Raw genomic sequence first — 18,790 nt, 5'->3', positions numbered from 1 at the left:
CTCAGCCCGCCGCCAGCTCCCGCCCGATCGCCTGCACGAGCTGCGGCGAGAGCGGATCCGTCCCGGCCGGAAAGCCCCCGAGCAGCGCGCCGTCGCGTCCGACAAGGTATTTGTGGAAGTTCCAGCGCGGCGTATCCGCCGGTCGTTCGCTTGCCGCCCAGCGATAGAACGGATGCGCCTCCGGCCCGCGCACGACGGACTTCTCGACGAAGGCGTAGGTCGCGCCATGGCTCTGCCGGGCGGCCTCGGCAATGGCGGCACCCTCCAACGGCTCCTGCCCGCCGAAATCATTGCTCGGCACGGCGACAAGCATCAGGCCGCGCGCCTGATAGCGCTGCCAGAGCTGCTCCAGCGTCGCCATCTGCCCGGCATAGCCGCAGCGCGTCGCCGTGTTGACGACGAGGATCGGCCGGCCGCGGTAATCGGCGAGCGGCATCCGCCCGCCACCCGGCTTGTCGAAGCCGAAGGCATGGGCGCCGGTGAGGGCCTGCGCCGCGGTATCGCGGGAGACCAGGCCGACAGCGGCAGCTCCGGCAATCCCGGCGACGATCTGGCGGCGCGACGGCAACATGGCTTCTCTCCGGTTCGACAGCCGAACGGGCGGCATCATGCCCCAAAGCAAAAAGCCCCGCAGCCGGCCGGCGCGGGGCTTCGCTTCACGATGGCGAGACCGGAAGGCCTCGGCAACTAACTCTCAGCAGGCGAGAACCTTCTTCACCCGCACTTCGAGATCGCGCAGCTCGTAGGGCTTCACGACATAATGGTCGGCGCCGTTGCTGGTCGCCTCGTCCATCTTGTCGACCGAGCGCTCGGAGGTCGCCATGATGATCTTGATCTGGTTGAGTTCCGGCACCGAGCGGATCGCGCGCAAGAGGTCGATGCCGCTCATGCCGTCCATGTTCCAGTCGAGCAGCAGCAAGTCGTAGCGTTTGGTCTGCATCTTCATCAGGGCTTCGCGGGCATTCTCCGCCTCGTCGATGTCCTGGAATTCGATCTGCTTGAGGAAATAGGTCGCCAGGCCGCGCATGCTCTTCTGGTCGTCGACCACCAGGATGCGGTATTCGCTTCTGGCCTTTGACATCTTACTCTCCTTACGCGGTGCGCAGGTTCGGCTTCTCGCCGATCAACTGGCTGACCGCGGTACCAATCTGTGTGAGTGGAACGACCCGCTCGGTCGCTCCCAATTCGTAGGCCGCTTTCGGCATCCCGTTTACCACGCAGGTTTCCCCGCTTTGGATTAACGTCTCGGCGCCGGCTTTGCGCATGGCTAACAAACCGTCAGCGCCGTCGCGCCCCATGCCAGTGAGCAGGATGCCGACCGCATGGCTGCCGACGCTGCGTGCCACGGAATGGAACATCACGTCGACGGACGGCGAATGACCGCTGACCAGCGGCCCCTCGCGCAGCACGCAGACGAACTCGCCACGCCGCTCCTCGATTTCGAGATGGCGCGGACCGCCGGGCGCCACCACGGCCATGCCGGGCCGCAGCTTATCACCGTCGGCCGCTTCGCGCACGTCGAGACCCGTCGCGGTGGCAAGCCGCGCCGCGAACTTGGCCGTATAGCCCGACGGCATGTGCTGCACGACGACGATCGGCAGCCTGAGATGCGCGAGATCCCGCATCACCGTCTGCACGGCCGGGACGCCGCCGGTCGAGGCGCCGATCGCGATCAGCGAGGTCTTGCCGCTGCGCGCCGGCTCCCGCGACGGGACGGGCGCGGCCGGGCGGGCCGGTGCGGCGGCGGCCATCTGCGTCATCTGCCGGGCGGCGGCGATCATCTTGCGGCTGGCCGCGGCGCGCTGCAGCGCCGCGACGAGATGCTTCATGAAGCCGTCGAGCGTATGGGTCGTGCCATCCGGCTTCTCGATGAAGTCGATGGCGCCGAGTTCCAGCGCCTGGATGGTGTTGTCGGCGCCCGGCCCGCCGAAGGCCGAGACGATCAGCACCGGCAGCGGGTCCTGCTTGAGGACGCGCGCCAGGAGCTTCAGACCGTGCCGGCCCGGCAGTTCGAGGTCGAGCGTCACGACGTCGGGACGGAGCTCCTGGATGGCGTCCCAGCCCTCCTCGGCGCTGCCGGCGACGCCGATCACCTCGAAGCCCGGCGCTCCGTTGATGATCTGCGTCATCAGCTTCTGCATCAGGATGGAATCGTCGACGACGAGAACCTTGACCGGGCTTGCGGAGGATAACGGCATGCTCATCACCAGACCTCCACTTCACCGGCCACCGGCTGCGTCTTGAGCCGGTTGAGATAGGCGATTTCCTGCTCGTGGCCGCTGTCGCGCGCGGTCGGCTGGACATGCTGCACCCAGGCCCGGCCCGTGGAGGGCTGGTAGTGGATGCGCCGCGAGCGCGTGCCGCCGACATCCCGCGAGACCACCGGGATGCCCTCGACCTTCAGGAACTCGTTGACGAAGGTGATGTTGCCGTCGCCGATCGCGAGCATCGTGGCGCCCGAGAGCACGCGCGCCCCGCCGAAGACCTTCGCCTCGAAATTGCTGCGCTTGGCGCCGCGCTTGAGCAGGTCGTTGATCAGCACTTCCATGGCGGTGTCGCCATAGCGCTCGCCGGCGCTGGGATCGGCATTGCCGTTGTTCTTCGGAAGCAGGAAATGGTTGAGCCCGCCGACGCCGGCGATGGGGTCGCGCATGCAGACCGAGACGCAGGAGCCGAGCACCGTCGCGACGATCTCGTCCTTGGCGGAGGTGATCTCGTGCTCGCCCGGCGCGACGGTGATGATCGTCGCCTGGAAACGTGGATCGAAATAACGGCGGGAGGACCGGGAGACGCTCATGCAGTCCTCTCGTAGATGGTGCGGCCGATCAGGCGCAGTTTCGGGTGCGGCTGCGGCAGCGATTCCGAATGCCCGAGATAGAGGAAGCCGCCTGGCGCCAGCAGCCCCACGAAACGGTCGAGGATCGAGGCCTTCGTCTGCGTGTCGAAATAGATGAACACGTTGCGGCAGAAGATCACGTCGAACGGGCCGCTCATCGGCCATTTCTCGATCAAGTTCAGTCGCTTGAAGGCGATCATCCGGCGCAGGTCCTCGACGATGCGGGCCTCGTTTCGCCCTGCCCCGCCTTCGAGCTTGAGCAACGGCTTCACGTCGCCCGGCAAGCGCTCGAACAGCTCGGCCGGATAGATGCCGGCCTCTGCCCGCGTCAGGATATCGGTGTCGATATCGGTCGCCAGGATCTTGAAATCGAGATCGCTGCGCGACCCCATCACGTCGCGGCAGGATGCGGCGATCGAATAGGGCTCCTCGCCCGAGGAGCAGGCCGCCGACCAGATGCGGATGCGGCCGCGCCGGCCACTGCGCTCCTGCAGAAGCCGCGGCATCACATCCTTGCGCAGATGGTCGAAATGGTGGCGCTCGCGGAAGAAGGCGGTGTGGTTGGTAGTCACCGCGTTGATGAGCTCGGGCAGTTCGCCCGCCGCCTGAGGCGTCTTGAGGAAGGCGCAGTATTCCGCGACCGAGTTCATGCCGAGCGCCTTGACGCGCCGCGCCAGGCGGCCGCGCGTCATCGCCTCCTTGTGCTCCCGGATGACGATGCCGGCCTGCTCATAGACCAGCGTCGCGATGAACTTCATGTCGTCGCGCGTCAACGTGACGTCGGCGAGCGCGGGCTGGGCCAGGGCGAAGGGATTGGGCGAGGCGGCTCTGGTCATCTCTCAAATCCCCATGCGGCCGCCGGCAGCGACGCGGCGAGGCTGCGGCTGCAATTGCGGCGACGGTATCGTCCGCGACGGCTGCGTGGCCGTCGGCGCCACGTTGCGCCGCGGCGGCAACGCGCCGCCGGTCACGGCATGGCCGCCGCTGAATGCTTCGACATAGGCGTGCAGTGCTGCCGCCCGTTCGGCGAGCTCCGCCGCCGCTTCGGCGCTTCGCGCGGCCAGGTCGCTGTTGTGCTTTGTGCCCTTGTCCATCTTCGCGACGCTGCGGCCCATCTCGCCGGCGCCTTGCGCCTGCTCGGTCGTCGCGCTGGCAATCTCGGAGACGGTGGTCGAGACTTTGCCGGCCGCGGCGACGATGCGCTCCAGCGCCGTGCCGGTCTCGCGGACGAAGCCGACGCCCTCGGCGACCTGCCCTTTGGACGAGGCGATCAGGCCCCTGATATCCTTGGCGGCCTGTGCCGAGCGCTGCGCCAGCGAGCGCACCTCGGAGGCAACAACGGCGAAACCCTTGCCGGCATCGCCGGCGCGCGCCGCCTCGACGGCAGCGTTCAGCGCCAGCAGATTGGTCTGGAAGGCGATCTCGTCGATCACGCCGACAATCTCGGAAATCTTCAGCGACGAGCTTTCGATGCGCCCGATCGCATCGACGGCGCGGGCGACGACGCCCTGCCCCTGCTGGGCGACGCTCATCGTCTCGCTGGCGATGTCGCCAGCCTCGCGGGTGCGGATGCTGCTGCGCCCGACCGAAGCCTTGACCTGCTCGGCTGCGGCCGAGGCTTCGCCGAGATCCGCCGCCGCCTGCCCGGCTCCCGCCGCAAGCTCCGTCGTCGCCGCATCGACCTCCGCCGCGGCATGCGAAACCCGGCCGGCGCTGTCGCGGATGGTCGCGAGCGTCGCGCCGACATGACTGAGCGCCTCGTTGAGACTGTCCTGAAGGAAACCCAGGCTGCCCTGATGGGTCACCGGGATATGGCGATTGAAATCGCCTTCAGCCACGCCCGAGACGGCATGGGCCATCTGGTCGAACGTACCTTCGAGCAGCGTGTTGATCCGGTTCAGGCCTTTGACCGCATGGCCGAGCGGCAGCGCCTGCCCCTCCGACGCCAGACGACGGGAAAAGTCGCCGGCCTCGGCAGCCTCGACCAGCGCCACGATTTCGGCGGCGAGCTTGAGGTCACCGGTCATCTCGCGCCATTCCACGGCCGTGCCGAGACTGCGGCCGTCGGCACGCATCATCGCGGTCAGGGTCAGACAGATCGTGCGACGGCCGAGCGTCAGGCGCACCGGCTGGCCGCCGAGCGGTTGGTGCTCGCCCTGCACGCGCTCCATGACGCGGCCCAGCATGTCCTTGGCGGAACAGCCCGGAAAGGCGGCACGGAAATCCTCCTGTGCCTCGCCGAAAAAGCGCAGCAGCGCCTTGCTGACATAAACGACGCGGCCGTCGGGGTCGCAGAGCATGACGCTGGCCCGGCCATGGTCGAGTGCGGCGCGCAACCGCTCTGCTTCCTGGCCCTGCTCGTGGATGGCCGCCAGCGCACGCGAAAGCTCCGCGCCTTCACCGGGGCCGGATGGATCGGGAAGCGCGATCTCCCCGCCTTCGGCGAGGCGGGCAGCAGCCGCGGCGCTGCGCGCGAGCGGGCGGGTCGCGCCCCAGGCCGCGAGGCCGCCGAACAGCGCGACCACCGTCACCGCGGCAACTCCCAGGGCGGGAGCCCCAGCGACGGCGGCATAGGATGCCAGGCTTCCGGCGAGCGCGGCCGAACCGGCGGCGAGCAGCGGCTGGCTGACCGAGAGACGTGAGAAGGGGCCGAGCGCGCTGCCCATATGGTTCGATCGTTTCTTGTTCTCGCCCGCTTCTTGAACGCTACGCTCGGGCTGGTCTCAAAGAAGGTCAGGCGGCCCGGCTGGTCTTGATCTGGGCCTCGGCGCCGCCGTCACGGATCACGGCCGCGAGGTCGAGCAGCGCGACGATATCGGTGTCGAGCAGAACGAGGCCTTCGATCAGGCCATGCTCGTCACGCTCCAGGTCGGGAGCAGGGCGAACCGCGGTAACCGGCACATCGACGATATCGGAGACCGAGTCGACCAGCAGGCCGGCGGTCTTGTCCTCGACATCGACGACCACGATGACATGGGTCGCGGTGGCGTCGGTGGCGCCGAGGCCGATCGCGGTGCGCAGGTCGTAGACCGCGAGGATCACGCCGCGCAGGTTGAGCACGCCGCGCACATGCGGCGCCGCATGCGGCAGCGGCGTCGTCGCCTGCCAGCCCTTGATCTCGCGGACCATGCCGACATCGATGCCGAAGGTGCGGTCGCCGACCTTGAAGGTCACGATCCGGCGCGCAGCCGCTTCCGGCTGTGCAGACGAGAAGTGCTTTTCGCCGAGTTGGAGGCTCATGGTCATCCAGCCATCTTGAGGTCAGATTGGGGGTTGCGGCCGCCGGACGCGGCCAACCGCAGCATCGAGTCGATATCCAGGATCAGGGCGACGAGGCCGTCGCCGAGGATCGTCGCCGCAGAGGCGCCGTTGACCGCGCCGTAATTGGCCTCGAGGCTCTTCACGACGACCTGCTGCTGGCCGACGATCTCGTCGACGGCGATGCCGACATTGTTGCCGCGCTCGGTCTCGGCGATGATCACGATGTTCTCGTTGGTCTTGCCCATCGAGCCCATGACGTCGCCCAGCCGGTAAAGCGGGGTGACCTCGCCGCGCCAGCGCTGGACTTCCTGGCCGAAGGGCAGGCGCTCGATCGGGGTCGAGGCGAGATGCTGCGTCTCGATCACCGAGGCGATCGGAATGACGTAGCGGTCGTCGCCGCAGCGGATCACCATGCCTTCGAGCACGGCAAGCGTCAGCGGCAGGGCGAGCGTGAATTTGCAGCCCCGGCCCGGCTCGGAATCGACGCTGATGCGCCCACCGAGCGATTCGACGTTGCGGCGCACGACATCCATGCCGACGCCGCGTCCCGAGACGTCGCTGACGACCTCGGCCGTCGACAGGCCGGCGGCGAAGATCAGCTGGTCGATCTCCTCGGGAGCGAGCTTCTCGTCGGCGCCGACGAGGCCGCGCGAGCGGGCCTTGGCCAGCAGCCGGTCACGGCCGATGCCGCGCCCGTCGTCGGTGACGGAGATGACGATGCGGCCGGCGCGATGCTCGGCGACCAGCTTGATCGTACCCTCGCGCGGCTTGCCGGCCTCGACGCGATCATCCGGCGTCTCCAGCCCGTGATCCATCGAGTTGCGGATCATGTGGGTCAGCGGATCGGCAAGTTCCTCGATGATCGTCTTGTCGACCTCGGTGTTCTCGCCTTCCAGGACCAGGCGCACTTCCTTGCCCAACGTCTGCGCGAGCTCGCGCACCAGGCGCGGCATGCGCTGGAACACGGCCTTCACCGGCTGCGCGCGGACCGCCATGACATGGTCCTGCAATTCGCGCGTCTGGCGCGACAGCGTGAGCATGCCTTCCGCGGTCTTGGCGTGGACGTCGTAAGGCAGCGAGCGGACGCATTCGACCAGCATCGACTGGGTGATGACGATCTCGCCGACGAGGTTCATCAGCTTGTCGATGCGGTCGAGATCGACGCGCACGCTGACGGCCTGGCGCTGGCGGGCCGCGTTGTCGGGGGCAGCCGGGGCACGCGGTGCCGCGCGGGCGACGGCGGGCGCCTCCACGGCGACAACAGGAGCGGCGACGGCAACCGGGGCCGGCGCGGGCTGGATATCGGGCTCGTTCGCGGCTTCCGGCGCCGCGCCGAGCTTGGCGAGGATCGCGGAGAGATCGGCGGCGACCGCGCTGGAGACTTCCGGCTCGGCGGCTGGTGCTTCGGCGACCTGCGGAGCCTCGGTGACAGCCTCCTCAAGGAAGTTGATCTCGAATTCCTCGTTCGCGAGGCTGAAATCGAAGCGGCCGTGCAGATCCTCGACGGACAGCTCGGTGCGCAGGTCCACATCGAAGCGCATCCAGCAATCGCTGACATCGATGCTTTCGAGCGGCGGCACCTGGCTCAGGTCGCAGCGGATCGAGACGATGTCGTCGGCCGGCAGGGAGCCCAGCACGACGCGCGGCTCGATCACGCGGCGGAACAGATCCTGCTCCGGCGCGATGCGCAGATGCACGTCGCGGCCTGGCTTGTTCGATGCGGGCGCAGGCGCAGCGACCGGCTCATCGTCCCAGCCGTCATCGGAAGCCGCGGCAGCGGGGGCAGCCGTCTTCGCCTCGACCATGGCGAGCAGGTTGCCGAGCGCGGCAATCCCGATGGGCGCGTCATTGTTGGCGGCGGGAGCGACCGGCTCCGGAGCAACCGGCGCGGGCGGCGGCGGCGCGGCGACGGGGGCCTGCGGCTCCTTGCCGACCTGTTCGAGCGCGGCCAGAAGATCGGGCCGCTCGGTCGCGGGCTCGTCGTTGCGCGCGGCCGAGACCAGATCGGCGACGGCATCGGCGCAGCGCAGGAACAGCGTGAACGGCGCATCCTCGACGGCGACGCGGCCGGACCTCAGATGGTCGAGCGAAGCCTCGAAGACATGCGCGAAACCGACCAGCTCCGTGCAGCCGAAGGCGCCCGCGCCACCCTTGATCGAGTGAATGGCGCGGAAAGCCGCATTGACGTCCTCAGAATCGGTCGAGCCCTCGTCGAGAGCCTGGAGCTTTTGCTCCAGCGCGCCGAGGAGCTCTTCGCACTCCTGGAAGAATGTCTGCTTGAGTTCTGCCAACGGATCCATCGGCCGACCTTCAGTTCTGGTAGCGCGCGACGAGGCCGAGCAGCGTGTTGGGTTCGAAAGGCTTGACCATCCAGGCGCTGGCGCCGGCGCGACGGCCTTCCGCCTTGATCTCGGCGCCGTTCTCGGTGGTCAGCACGATGATCGGCGTGTTCTGCCCGGCCGGGCGCGAGCGGCAAGCGCGGGTGAACTCGATGCCGTCCATGATCGGCATGTTGAGGTCGGTAATCACCAGATCGGGGCGGAACTGGTCGAACTTGGTGAGCCCATCCTCGCCGTTCTCGGCTTCGGCCACCTCGTGGCCGGCATTGCGGAGCGTCAGGCTGAGCAGGCTAAGCAGAGTCTTGGTATCGTCAATCGCCAGGATTTTCATACCTGATCACTCCAGAACGAGAGCGCTGTGAGCGGCATCGAAGCCGATCGCCCGCAAGGATTCGCGGCATTCCTCGGAAGCCGCCCTGAGCGTGACCGAAAGCCCCCGCGCGGCGGCGCTGGTGGCTGCGGAATGAAGGAGCTGAATCCAGAGACTGGGCAGAGGCCCGGCCTCTGCGCATTCGACGGCGACACTTTCCCGCTGTTCCAGCGCGACCAGAAGCTGGTTGCGGAACGTCGCGGCCTCGGACCGGCCGAGGAAAGGGGGAAGCGAGACAGTGATGACCATGAAGGGCGACCCAGGATTGCGCCTGGAGCATCGGGGCAAACTGGTAAAAACTTCGCTAAATATGTTCAGCCGCATCAATACTCTTGGCATTTTCGCGGCAAGCACGACCTACCTGGGGTTGCCGTCGAACGCGACGGCGATCCGACGAGGCCTCAGCGCGCACGCAAGCGCGCCGTGGCGCCTGCCCGAGGGCGAACCTTGCCGTTGCATTCCCCTTGGATAGCGTCTGATGCGTCGCTCAGAAGATGGCGTTGCTGATCGCGCGCGGCACCAGCGTGATCTTGCCAGCCGCTTCCCTGTATTTTCGGGGCATGTTGATGACACCCGACAGGTGAAGCCAGAGATTGTTGGGCGAGATCGGCTTGGTGACGATCTCATGCGCACCGAGCTTCGCGGCCTGGACGACCGAACGCCGGTCCGGCCGCTCCATCATCACCAGCACCGGCGCCTTGGCGAAGGGCGAGGTCTTGAACGACCGGATCGCCGCCAGGCACTTGATGCTGTTGCCCTCCGGCATGTCCCAATCGAGGATGACGATGTTCGGCTGCTTCTGGATGAAGGTCGAGGCCGCGGAGGACAGGTCGGATGCCTCGAAGATGCGGTTGAGCTGCGCCTGGTACAGCATCGTGCGCACGATCCGGCGGTAATGCGGGCTCGGATCGATGAGCAGCACCGACAGGTTGGGAAAGGATGGCGCGATATGCATGGCGCAGACTCGGAAACTCGCTCACTCAACTCGACAGGGCACGCACGGACGAAGCACTAGACCTTGAGGCCGAAGCGGAAGGCGCCCCAGTGCCGGCCCTTGACCATGATCGGCGCCGACAGGTCCTCCATCACGAGGAACTGCCCGCCGCCCATGTCGCGCCGGTAGCTCTGCAACAGGAAAGGCTTGCGGCTCCGTGCGGCGGCCAACCCGGTCCGGTCGTCGAAGATGCGCCGGTTGCGGCAATTGGCGTTGTTCCAGACCGGATCGCTGCCCTGCGGTTGCGCGTATTTGCGATTATGCGTCGGCAGGAAGCCGTTGCGGTCCACCGCCGCGCAGAACACGATCCGCCCGTTCGAGGTCAGGAGCTCTTCCTGCAGCGGCGGCAGCAGCCGGTCGGTCAGCGCGACGAAGCGCGTCATGTGCTGGGCCGGGTCGGAGCCCGGAATCGGCCGGTAGGCCTCGTCGAACAGGTCGGCAAGCGCGATCTCCCCACGCACCAGCGCCGCCTCGAACAGTTCGCTGATCGTGCCGGCCGTCGCCATCGCCGTCGCGATCAGCTCCGACTGAGCCGTCCGCACGCCGGACGCCGCGATCGAGCCGAGGATGCCTTCGCTGATCGCCACCAGCGCCTCGGTGCCCTGCCCCGCCTGCTGCAGATTGTCCGTGGAGGTGTCGACCCCGGCTACGAGGCCCGCTAGGTCCTGCCCTGCCTTCGTGCAGGCCTCGGCATTCTCCCGCGTCGGCCGCGACACCGCCTCGATCTCGCCGATCAATTCGACCACCGAGCGACCGAAGCTGTCGAACTCGCCGATCTGCTGCGAAATGGTCTGGCTGCCCGCCTGCGCGCGCTGCGCCGTCTGCGCGTTTTCCTGGCTGCGGCGGGCGACCGCGTCGACGGCCTTCACCAGCTGATCGAGCTGCGCGGCGCTCGCCGCAGTCGCTTCGCGCGTCTGCTCCGCCAGCGCCTTCACGGCCGCGGCGATGACGGCGAAGCCCTTGCCGGCCTCGCCGCTACGGGCCGCCTCGACGCCGGCATTGATCGAGAGGAGCTGGATCTCGCGGGTGATCGACTGGATCGCATCGCTCGACGCCCGCGCCTTGTGCGCATCGCCGACGGCCTGCGCCAGCACCTGCGACATCGACTGGGCCTCTTGCGACAGGGTCTCGATATCGACCTGCGCGGCATTGAGCCCGAGCCGGACCGATTTCGTTACGCGTTCGAGACCGTTACGGACACCCGAGGCAGCCACTTGCGCGCCCTCAGCCGCCTGCCGGATCGCATTGTTGGCCTGCGACACCTGCTCGACTGCGCCGACCACGCGGCGCAGACCGGCCGTCTGCTTGTCGAATTGCTGAGTCACGTCGCCGACGCGCCCGGCGATATCGGTGATCTCGGCGCTGAGCTTGCCGAAACGGGCGGCGATCTCGCGCACGGCGCGCTCGGCACCGGCCTCCATCGGCTCGCCCGCGGGCCCCGACGCCACCGCATGAACCGGCAGATCGAGCTTGCGAGCCAGTGCATGCATGGCGGGGCGCCCCTTCAACCCGGGAGGAATTCTTCCGGAAATGTAGAGAAACGCGGTAAATCGCCGGTTAAGAGCCTGTTCAGGGGGGGGACCACTTTCGGCGGACATGCCGGATTGCGATATTGCCCTAGGGTCAACTGCGGTGCACGTCCGTGCTATAGCTGTCGCGATCGACGGCGGACCCGCAACGGGACACGCGCGTTGAGCCAGAAGCCAACACGCCCGAACGCTTTCCGGAGGAATTCCATGACCGTAATCTCCGCCGTCTCCCGCCGCGGCCTGCTCGGCCTGGGCGCCGCTGCGCTCGCCATCTCCGCCGCTCCGCGGGTCTGGGCTCAGGCCGCCGCCCCCGCAGCGCCGGCCGGGCCGTTCTCGCTGCCGAAGCGCGCCTACGAGGCCAATGCGCTGGAGCCGCATATCGACGCGGCGACGATGGATATCCACTACAACCGCCACCACGCAGCCTATGTCACTGCGCTGAACAACGCCGCCAAGGACAATGGCGTCATCGCCAAGGCCTCGGTCGCCGAGCTGATCGCCGATCTCGGTCAGGTGCCCGAGAGCATCCGCACCCTCGTCCGCAACAATGGCGGCGGCCATGCCAACCACAGCATGTTCTGGGAGATCATGGCGCCGGGCGCCGGCGGCGCGCCGACCGGCGAGGTCGCCGAGGCGATCACCCGCGACCTCGGCGGCTTCGACAAGTTCAAGGCCGATTTCGAGGCGGCGGGCCTGCGCGTCTTCGGCTCCGGGTGGGTCTTCGTCACCGTCGACAAGGCCGGCAAGCTCGCCTTGCTCGGCAAGCCGAACCAGGACAGCCCGATCATGGACAAGCAGATGGTCCTGCTCGGCAACGACGTCTGGGAGCACGCCTATTACCTGAAATACCAGAACCGCCGCGCCGACTACCTCAAGGGCTGGTGGAACGTGGTCGACTGGAAGAAGGTCAACGAGCGCTACGCCGCCGCCAAGGCCGGCAAGCTCGCAATCTGATCTAACCAGCTTCAGTCACTTTAGAAAACGCAGGTCATCCCGGACGGAGCGAAGCGAAGATCCGGGATCCATGCCTGAACCTTCATCGGAAGCGCTCCGGCATGGATCCCGGGTCAAGCCCGGGATGACCGCGTGGTTCCTGTGGTCGTGCGGGTCGGGTCTAGTGCCCGACCTTGGCGCCCCGCGTTCCCTCGCTGAGCCGCGGCAGGAACCAGGCGAGGAGACCCATCAGCGGGATGAACGAGCAGATCTTGTAGACCGCCTCGATGCCGAGGATGTCCGCGAACTCGCCGAGCAGCGCGGCAGCGAGACCGCCGAGCCCGAAGGACAGCCCGTAGAAGAAGCCGCCGACCAGCCCGACGCGGCCAGGCAAGAGCTCCAGCGCATAGATCAGGATCGCGGCGAAGGCGCTCGACATGATCAGGTTGATCACGATCGTCAGCACGCCGGTCCAGAACAGGTCGGCATAGGGCAGGATCAGCGTGAAGGGCAGCGCGCCCAGGATCGAGAACCAGATGATCTTGTTGCGGCCGATCCGGTCGCCCAGCATGCCGCCGCCCAGCGCGCCCGCCGCCGAGGAGGCGAGGAACAGGAACAGCATCACCTGCGAGTTCTGGATCGAGATGCCGAACTTGCCCATGAGGTAGAAGGTGTAGAATGAGGAGAAGCTCGCCGAATAAGCGTTCTTCGAGAACAGCAGGATGATCAGGATTGTGATCGCGAAGGCGACCGAGCGCTTGCCCGGCCGGGCCGGTGCTACGCTCGCCGTGGCAACCTTCGGCGGGCGCGCCCTGTCGAGCTTCGCATAGCTCGCCGCCGTCCAGACCATCAGCATCATCGCGACGAGCGCCGCGACCGAGAACCAAGCGAGGCTGCCCTGCCCGCGGGGCACGATGATGAAGGCGGCCAGCAGCGGCCCGAGCGCGCTGCCCGTCTGCCCGCCGACCTGGAAGATGCCCTGCGCCAGACCATGCTGCCCGCCGGAGGCATTGCGCGCCATGCGGGTCGCCTCGGGGTGGAAGATCGAGGAGCCGATACCGACGCAGGCCGCCGAGAGCAGCAGGAACCCGTAGCTGCCGGCATAGGCGAGGCCGATGAGGCCAGCGAGCGTAAAGCCCATGCCGACCACCATCGAATAGGGCATCGGATGCTTATCGGTGTAGAGCCCGACCGCCGGCTGCAGCAGCGAGGCCGAGACCTGGAAGGTCAGCGTGATCAGGCCGATCTGGCCGAAATCGAGCCGGTAGGCTTCCTTGATGATCGGGTAGATCGCCGGGATCAGCGACTGGATCATGTCGTTGAGCAGATGCGTCACGCTGAGAGCAATCAGCACCGGCATCATGGCGCGTTGCGGCAGGGAGGCGGTCGGCGCGCTGGCGGTCATCTGGCTAAGTCCCGCGGCATCTCCGGCAGGCCGATTCCCGCCTCGTGAAGCGGTCGAAGGCTCTAGAGGATTGCCGCCGGCCGCACAATTTCATGAGCCGGCACCTCGGCAATGCCTCCGTTGCATGCCGGACCATGATTTCGCGCGCCGAAAGCCGTCCTATTCGGCCATATCGCTGTTGATCGAGTCGACCAGACCGCTTTTTAGGTTGATCCCGCGCCCATTCCTGCCGAGATTGCCCCCTTTCATGGGAGGTTGACTGAATGTCTCTGCGTTTTCGTTCGAAATTGACCGCCGCCGGCCTCGCGCTCGGCGCCGTGGCGCTGGTGGCCGGCATCGCCGTCGCCCAGGCTCCCGCCTTCTTCCGCATCGGCACCGGCGGCACGGCCGGCACCTATTATCCGATCGGCGGCCTGATCGCGAACGCGATCTCGGCTCCGCCGCAGCTGGTCGCGACCGCCGTCGCCAGCAACGGCTCCGTCGCCAATGTCAACGCCATCGTCGGCGGCGCGGCTGAATCCGGCTTCGTGCAGGCCGACGTCGCCTTCTGGGCCCATTCCGGCACCGGCGTCTACGACGGCAAGCCGAAGGTCGAAGAACTGCGCTCGATCGCCAATCTCTATCCCGAGAGCGTCCATCTCGTCGTCCGCAAGGCCTCGAACGTGAAGAGCGTCGCCGACCTCAAGGGCAAGAAGGTCTCGCTCGACGAGCCGGGCTCCGGCACCCTGCTCAACGCCAAGGCGATCCTCGCCGCCTTCGGCGTCACCGAGAAGGACATCACCGCCGAGTATCTCAAACCGAACCAGGCGGCCGAGAAGATGAAGGACGGCTCGGTCGATGCCTTCTTCTTCACCGGCGGCTTCCCGGCGGCGGCGATCTCCGAGCTCGCCTCGACCGGTTCGGGCATCGACATCCTGCCGATCACCGGCGCCCCGGCCGAAAAGCTCGCCAAGGACTCGCCCTTCTTCGCCGCCGACGAGATCCCGGCCGGCACCTACAAGGATGTCGGCGCGGTGAAGACCGTCGCGGTCGGCGCCCACTGGGTCACCTCCTCCAAGATCTCGGCCGACACCGTCTATGCCGTGACCAAGGGCCTGTGGAGCGACAAGGCCCGCGCGGCGCTCGATGCCGGCCACGCCAAGGGCAAGGTGATCCGCAAGGAAACCGCGCTCTCCGGCCTGCAGGGCGTGCCGCTGCATCCGGGCGCCGAGAAGTTCTACAAGGAAGCCGGCCTGCTCAAGTAAGCAGACCCCGCGTCCATACATCTGATCCGTCATCCCGGGCGGGCAAAGCCCGACCCGGGATCCATTCCGGAACCGTTCCGGCATGGATCCCGGCTCTACGCTACGCTCCGGCCGGGATGACGGCGCTTTTATTTGACGGCGCGGATCGCGCTGCTCTCAGCTCGACCGCCGAGGTTCTTCCCATGGCCAATCAGCCCTCCGCCGCCGAACTCGCCAAGCTCGAGGAAGAACTCGACCCGGAAATGCAGTTCCGCAAGGTGCCGCATGGCACCGCGCTGCTGATCGGCGGCCTGCTGCTCGCGCTGTCGGCCTTCCATTACTACACCGCTGGCTTCGGCCTGATGCGCGAGACCACGCATCGCGGCATCCACCTCGCCTTCGTGCTCGGGCTGATCTTCCTTGTCTTCTCCGCACGCAAGAGCGAGGCCGGCACCGTTTATCCCTCGACCGTGTTCCGCCCCGGCGGCGTGCCGCTCTATGACTGGATCTGCGCGGCGGCGGTCGCCGTCGCCAGCCTTTACGTCCCCTGGATCTTCGAGGACCTCGTCTTCCGCGTCGGCAACCCCTCGCCGCTCGACGTGACGATGGGCACGATCACCATCGTCCTGATGATCGAGGCGACGCGCCGCGCCATCGGCTGGGGCCTGCCGCTGATCGCGCTCTTCGCCATCGTCTACGCGCTCTTCGGCAACTGGTTCCCCGGTATCTTCCTGCACCCCGGCGCGACCTGGTCGAACCTCGTCAACCACCTCTACCTGACCAGCCAGGGCGTCTATGGCGTCGCGCTCGGCGTGGTCGCGACTTATGTCTTCCATTTCGTGCTGTTCGGCGTGCTGGCGACCCGCATCGGCCTCGGCCGCCTGTTCCTCGGCGTCGCCGCGGCGGTCGCCGGCCGCTTCGCCGGCGGCCCGGCCAAGGTCTCGATCTTCGGCTCGGCCCTGTTCGGGATGATCTCGGGCTCCTCCGTGGCGAACACGGTCACGGTCGGCTCGCTCACCATCCCGATGATGATCCGCCTCGGCTACCAGCGCCATTTCGCGGCCGCCGTTGAATCGACCGCTGCGACCGGTGGCCAGATCACCCCGCCGATCATGGGCGCCGCCGCCTTCCTGATGGTCGAGTTCCTCAACCTGCCCTATGCGACGATCATCATCGCCGCGATCGTGCCGGCCTTCATGCATTTCTTCGGCGTGCTGATGCAGGTGCATTTCGAGGCGCGCCGCTCCGGCATGGGCGGCATGACCGATGCCGACGCACCGAAGCTCCGCGAGGTCTTCGCCCGCGACTGGCCGACCATCGCTCCGCTCTTCGCGCTGATCGTCGTGCTCTTCACCGGCTACACGCCCTATCTCGCCGCCTTCTGGGGCATCACCGGCTGCATGCTGGTCGGCCTCGCACATTACCGCGCGCCGGCAGCGTTGGCGCTGGCGCTCGCCATCGGCATCGCCGCCCCGACCGAACTGCTGCGCGTGCCGGGCGTCAACGCGGCGCTGGTAGCAACCGCCTTCGCCGTCATGGCGCATGGCGTTCTGCTGCGCTCGACCGAGGGCCGCAAGCGCGTCAACGACATGGTCGATGCCTTCGTCCTCGGCGCGAAATATGCCATCGGCGTCGGCGCGGCGGCTGCGACCGTCGGCATCATCGTCGGCGTGGTCACGCTGACCGGCGTCGGCTTCAAGATCTCCTGGATCGTGACCTCGCTTGCCGATCAATGGGCCAAGGGCCTCATCGACATCGTCCCGTTCCTGCCCTTCGACATCAAGAGCGCGACGCTGTTCTTCACGCTGCTGCTGACAGGCATGGTCTGCATCCTGCTCGGCTGCGGCGTGCCGACCACGGCGAATTACATCATCATGGTGACGGTGGCGGCGCCCGCGCTCGGCATGCTCGGCGTCAACCCGCTCGTGGCGCATTTCTTCGTGTTCTATTACGGCGTGCTCGCCGATATCACGCCGCCGGTGGCGATCGCCGCCTATGCCGGGGCGAGCATGGCCGGCGCCGATCCGTTCAAGACCGGTAACACGGCCTTCCGGCTGGCGCTCGGCAAGGTGCTGGTGCCCTTCGTCTTCGTGTTCTCGCCGTCGATGCTGATCATGGCGCCGGGATTCACCTGGACCGAGTTCGTCGGCTCGACCGCCGCCTGCATGGCCAGCATCACCCTGCTCTCGGCCGCCTTCTCCGCCTGGCTGCTCGCGCCGCTGGCGATGTGGGAACGGCTCGTCCTCGCCGTCGCGGCCCTGCCGATGATCCTGGCGACGCCCGCTTCGATCGTGGCCGGCCTCATCATCGGTGCGCCCGTCCTGTTTAGGCAGGTCATCGCCCGCAAGGCGGCGCCCGCCCCGGCCTGAGCCGGGGCGCGCAGCCCTCTCACGCCACCTTGTCGAGCGGATAGAGCGGCCGGCGCACCCGGCGATAGGGCAGCTTGCCGAGATCGGGCGTGCAGAGCGCCCCGCTGTCGCAGACGGTGACCTTACCGGCGATCGGCTCGAAGGCGGCGCGGAAATGCTGCATCGACTTCAGCCCCACGACACGTTTCGCCGCCGGATCGATGCCGAAAGCGCGCAACTGCTGCAGATCGTTCATCTGCGCGCGGATGGTGGTGACGAGGATTTCGATGTCGCCGACGCGCAGCACGGCACAGGGGCCCCAGCTCGCCTGGAGACCGCCGATCATCGGGCCATCGCCGGTATAATCGCCGTCGCTGACGCTGACGAGCGTGCCGGTGAGTTCAAGCGGGCCGCCACCGATCTCGGGATCGACCTTGCCACCGAGCCTGACCGAAACCGTCGAGCCCGGCTTGCCCTTGCGCAGTTCGGCCGCGACCTCCGGATCGACCATCGGCCCGAAACAGGCGTCCTTGAGATCGGCATCGATCATGCCCTTGAGCAGGCCGGTCGCATCGCCATAGCCGCCGCCACCGGGGTTGTCCGCGTAGTCCGCGATGATCAGCGGCCCCTTCGTCGCGACATAGGTCTTCGCTTCCGCGACCGCCTCCTCGACCGAAAGGAACGGCGTCACCACGTCGAAGCGGCGCTGCCACATATCCTCGACCATCGCCTCGGCGAAGGCCTGGTGCTTCTCGCGCTCGCCCTCGCAGGTGACGAGCACGGTCGGGCCGACCTCATGGATATCGGCATTGCCGAAGCCGCCATTGACGCTGACGGCGAAAACTCCGGCTTCGTTCTCGTAGGCCCTGGCCTTGGCGATGCGCTCGACCATCGGGCCGATATCGGTGCGCCCGCCATTGACCTCCTCAAGCATCGGCCGCTCGGCGCGCAGCGTCACCGGCCTGATCTCGCCCTTCATGGTCCGCTGCAGGATGCCGGCGGCAAGCTTGCCGATCTCGCGCATATCGACATGCGGATAGGTCTTGTAGGAGACGACGATGTCGGCGAGGTCGGTCATCTTGCGGGTGACGTTGGCATGGGGGTCGAGCGTGATGCCGATCGGCACGTCCGGCCCGAGCACGGCGCGCACCCGCTCCAGCAACTCGCCCTCGCCGTCCTCGCAGAACTCCGTGACCATGGCGCCGTGCAGGCCGAGCAGCACGCCGTCGATCTTGCCGGCATGCGCTTTCGCGGTCTCCACGATCACGCCGGCGATCCGGTCGAAGGCATCGCGCGTCACCGGGCCGGAGGGCTGTGCGGCGGCACTGATCGCATGGATGACCGTCCAGCCGGCCGGGCGGCCGATATCGAGGAAACCGGCGATCGGCGTATTGGCCTCGGCCCGCGCGGCGATGGCCTCATCGCCGAGCTTGATGCCGCGATCGGTGAAGGCGGCGTAGTCGGCCGGGCAGCGGCTGAAGGTGTTGCTCTCATGCGAGAACTCGGCGGTCAGGACGGTGAAGCTCATGGCGTTCCTCTGGCTGCTTTCGCG

General features: G+C 67.4%; 17 protein-coding genes. 3 read left to right on the top strand and 14 right to left on the bottom strand.

Annotation, left to right across the window (positions count from 1 at the left end; all coding sequences use genetic code 11):
• Nucleotide 1: 1 nt before the first annotated feature.
• The 12 genes from ACODTJ_RS04965 to ACODTJ_RS04910 form a co-directional block, all read right to left on the bottom strand.
• Nucleotides 2-571 (bottom strand): glutathione peroxidase, encoded by a 570-nt coding sequence (locus ACODTJ_RS04965; protein ID WP_454656101.1) that lies wholly within the window; start codon nucleotides 569-571, stop codon nucleotides 2-4.
• Nucleotides 572-694: 123 nt separating this feature from the next.
• Nucleotides 695-1,081: a response regulator gene (locus ACODTJ_RS04960; protein WP_047578914.1), complete on the bottom strand. Its 387-nt coding sequence runs from the start codon at nucleotides 1,079-1,081 to the stop codon at nucleotides 695-697.
• Between the two features lie 10 nt (nucleotides 1,082-1,091).
• Complete coding sequence (gene cheB / locus ACODTJ_RS04955; RefSeq protein WP_454656100.1) at nucleotides 1,092-2,204, bottom strand: chemotaxis-specific protein-glutamate methyltransferase CheB; 1,113 nt, start codon at nucleotides 2,202-2,204, stop codon at nucleotides 1,092-1,094.
• Nucleotides 2,204-2,797 carry a chemoreceptor glutamine deamidase CheD gene (locus ACODTJ_RS04950; protein WP_454656099.1) on the bottom strand — a complete coding sequence of 198 codons (594 nt, stop codon included), beginning with the start codon at nucleotides 2,795-2,797 and terminating at the stop codon, nucleotides 2,204-2,206. Before ACODTJ_RS04950 ends, cheB begins: the two co-directional genes overlap by 1 nt.
• Entirely contained in the window at nucleotides 2,794-3,672 is an 879-nt protein-coding gene (locus tag ACODTJ_RS04945) for a CheR family methyltransferase (RefSeq protein WP_454656098.1), read from the bottom strand. Before ACODTJ_RS04945 ends, ACODTJ_RS04950 begins: the two co-directional genes overlap by 4 nt.
• 3 nt (nucleotides 3,673-3,675) lie before the next feature.
• The gene (locus tag ACODTJ_RS04940; protein WP_454656097.1) at nucleotides 3,676-5,502 is read right to left on the bottom strand and encodes a methyl-accepting chemotaxis protein; all 1,827 of its coding nucleotides are present in this window, start codon (nucleotides 5,500-5,502) and stop codon (nucleotides 3,676-3,678) included.
• A 67-nt stretch (nucleotides 5,503-5,569) separates the two neighbouring features.
• A complete protein-coding gene (locus tag ACODTJ_RS04935; RefSeq protein ID WP_454656096.1) occupies nucleotides 5,570-6,082 on the bottom strand; it encodes a chemotaxis protein CheW in 513 nt (170 codons plus the stop codon).
• A complete protein-coding gene (locus ACODTJ_RS04930; protein WP_488847754.1) occupies nucleotides 6,079-8,388 on the bottom strand; it encodes a chemotaxis protein CheA in 2,310 nt (769 codons plus the stop codon). The genes ACODTJ_RS04935 and ACODTJ_RS04930 overlap by 4 nt, the downstream gene beginning before the upstream one ends.
• A 19-nt stretch (nucleotides 8,389-8,407) precedes the next feature.
• On the bottom strand, nucleotides 8,408-8,767 hold the full coding sequence (locus ACODTJ_RS04925) for a response regulator (protein ID WP_257731518.1): 360 nt from the start codon (nucleotides 8,765-8,767) through the stop codon (nucleotides 8,408-8,410).
• Between the two features lie 6 nt (nucleotides 8,768-8,773).
• Complete coding sequence (locus ACODTJ_RS04920; protein WP_488847750.1) at nucleotides 8,774-9,055, bottom strand: STAS domain-containing protein; 282 nt, start codon at nucleotides 9,053-9,055, stop codon at nucleotides 8,774-8,776.
• A gap of 238 nt (nucleotides 9,056-9,293) precedes the next feature.
• Nucleotides 9,294-9,761: a response regulator gene (locus ACODTJ_RS04915; RefSeq protein WP_454656093.1), complete on the bottom strand. Its 468-nt coding sequence runs from the start codon at nucleotides 9,759-9,761 to the stop codon at nucleotides 9,294-9,296.
• 56 nt (nucleotides 9,762-9,817) lie between these two features.
• Nucleotides 9,818-11,290, bottom strand: a complete 1,473-nt coding sequence (locus ACODTJ_RS04910) for a methyl-accepting chemotaxis protein (RefSeq protein WP_488847748.1) — start codon at nucleotides 11,288-11,290, stop codon at nucleotides 9,818-9,820.
• Nucleotides 11,291-11,545: 255 nt separating this feature from the next.
• Between ACODTJ_RS04910 and ACODTJ_RS04905 the strand changes: the two genes are divergently transcribed.
• On the top strand, nucleotides 11,546-12,283 hold the full coding sequence (locus ACODTJ_RS04905; RefSeq protein WP_454658963.1) for a superoxide dismutase: 738 nt from the start codon (nucleotides 11,546-11,548) through the stop codon (nucleotides 12,281-12,283).
• Nucleotides 12,284-12,443: 160 nt separating this feature from the next.
• Here the strand turns inward: ACODTJ_RS04905 and ACODTJ_RS04900 are convergent, their stop codons facing one another.
• Nucleotides 12,444-13,667 carry an MFS transporter gene (locus ACODTJ_RS04900; RefSeq protein ID WP_454656091.1) on the bottom strand — a complete coding sequence of 408 codons (1,224 nt, stop codon included), beginning with the start codon at nucleotides 13,665-13,667 and terminating at the stop codon, nucleotides 12,444-12,446.
• Nucleotides 13,668-13,936: 269 nt separating this feature from the next.
• On the opposite strand from ACODTJ_RS04900, the gene ACODTJ_RS04895 reads away from it, so the two are divergent.
• A complete protein-coding gene (locus ACODTJ_RS04895) occupies nucleotides 13,937-14,911 on the top strand; it encodes a TAXI family TRAP transporter solute-binding subunit (RefSeq protein ID WP_454658962.1) in 975 nt (324 codons plus the stop codon).
• Between the two features lie 182 nt (nucleotides 14,912-15,093).
• Nucleotides 15,094-17,259: a TRAP transporter permease gene (locus ACODTJ_RS04890; protein WP_454656090.1), complete on the top strand. Its 2,166-nt coding sequence runs from the start codon at nucleotides 15,094-15,096 to the stop codon at nucleotides 17,257-17,259.
• A 19-nt stretch (nucleotides 17,260-17,278) separates the two neighbouring features.
• Here ACODTJ_RS04890 and ACODTJ_RS04885 read toward each other — a convergent pair whose 3' ends face one another.
• The gene (locus tag ACODTJ_RS04885) at nucleotides 17,279-18,766 is read right to left on the bottom strand and encodes a M81 family metallopeptidase (RefSeq protein ID WP_488847744.1); all 1,488 of its coding nucleotides are present in this window, start codon (nucleotides 18,764-18,766) and stop codon (nucleotides 17,279-17,281) included.
• Nucleotides 18,767-18,790 lie beyond the last annotated feature (24 nt).

The organism is Allobosea sp. FG18 (assembly GCF_057809495.1).
This window is presented reverse-complemented; position numbering and strand designations above follow the sequence as displayed.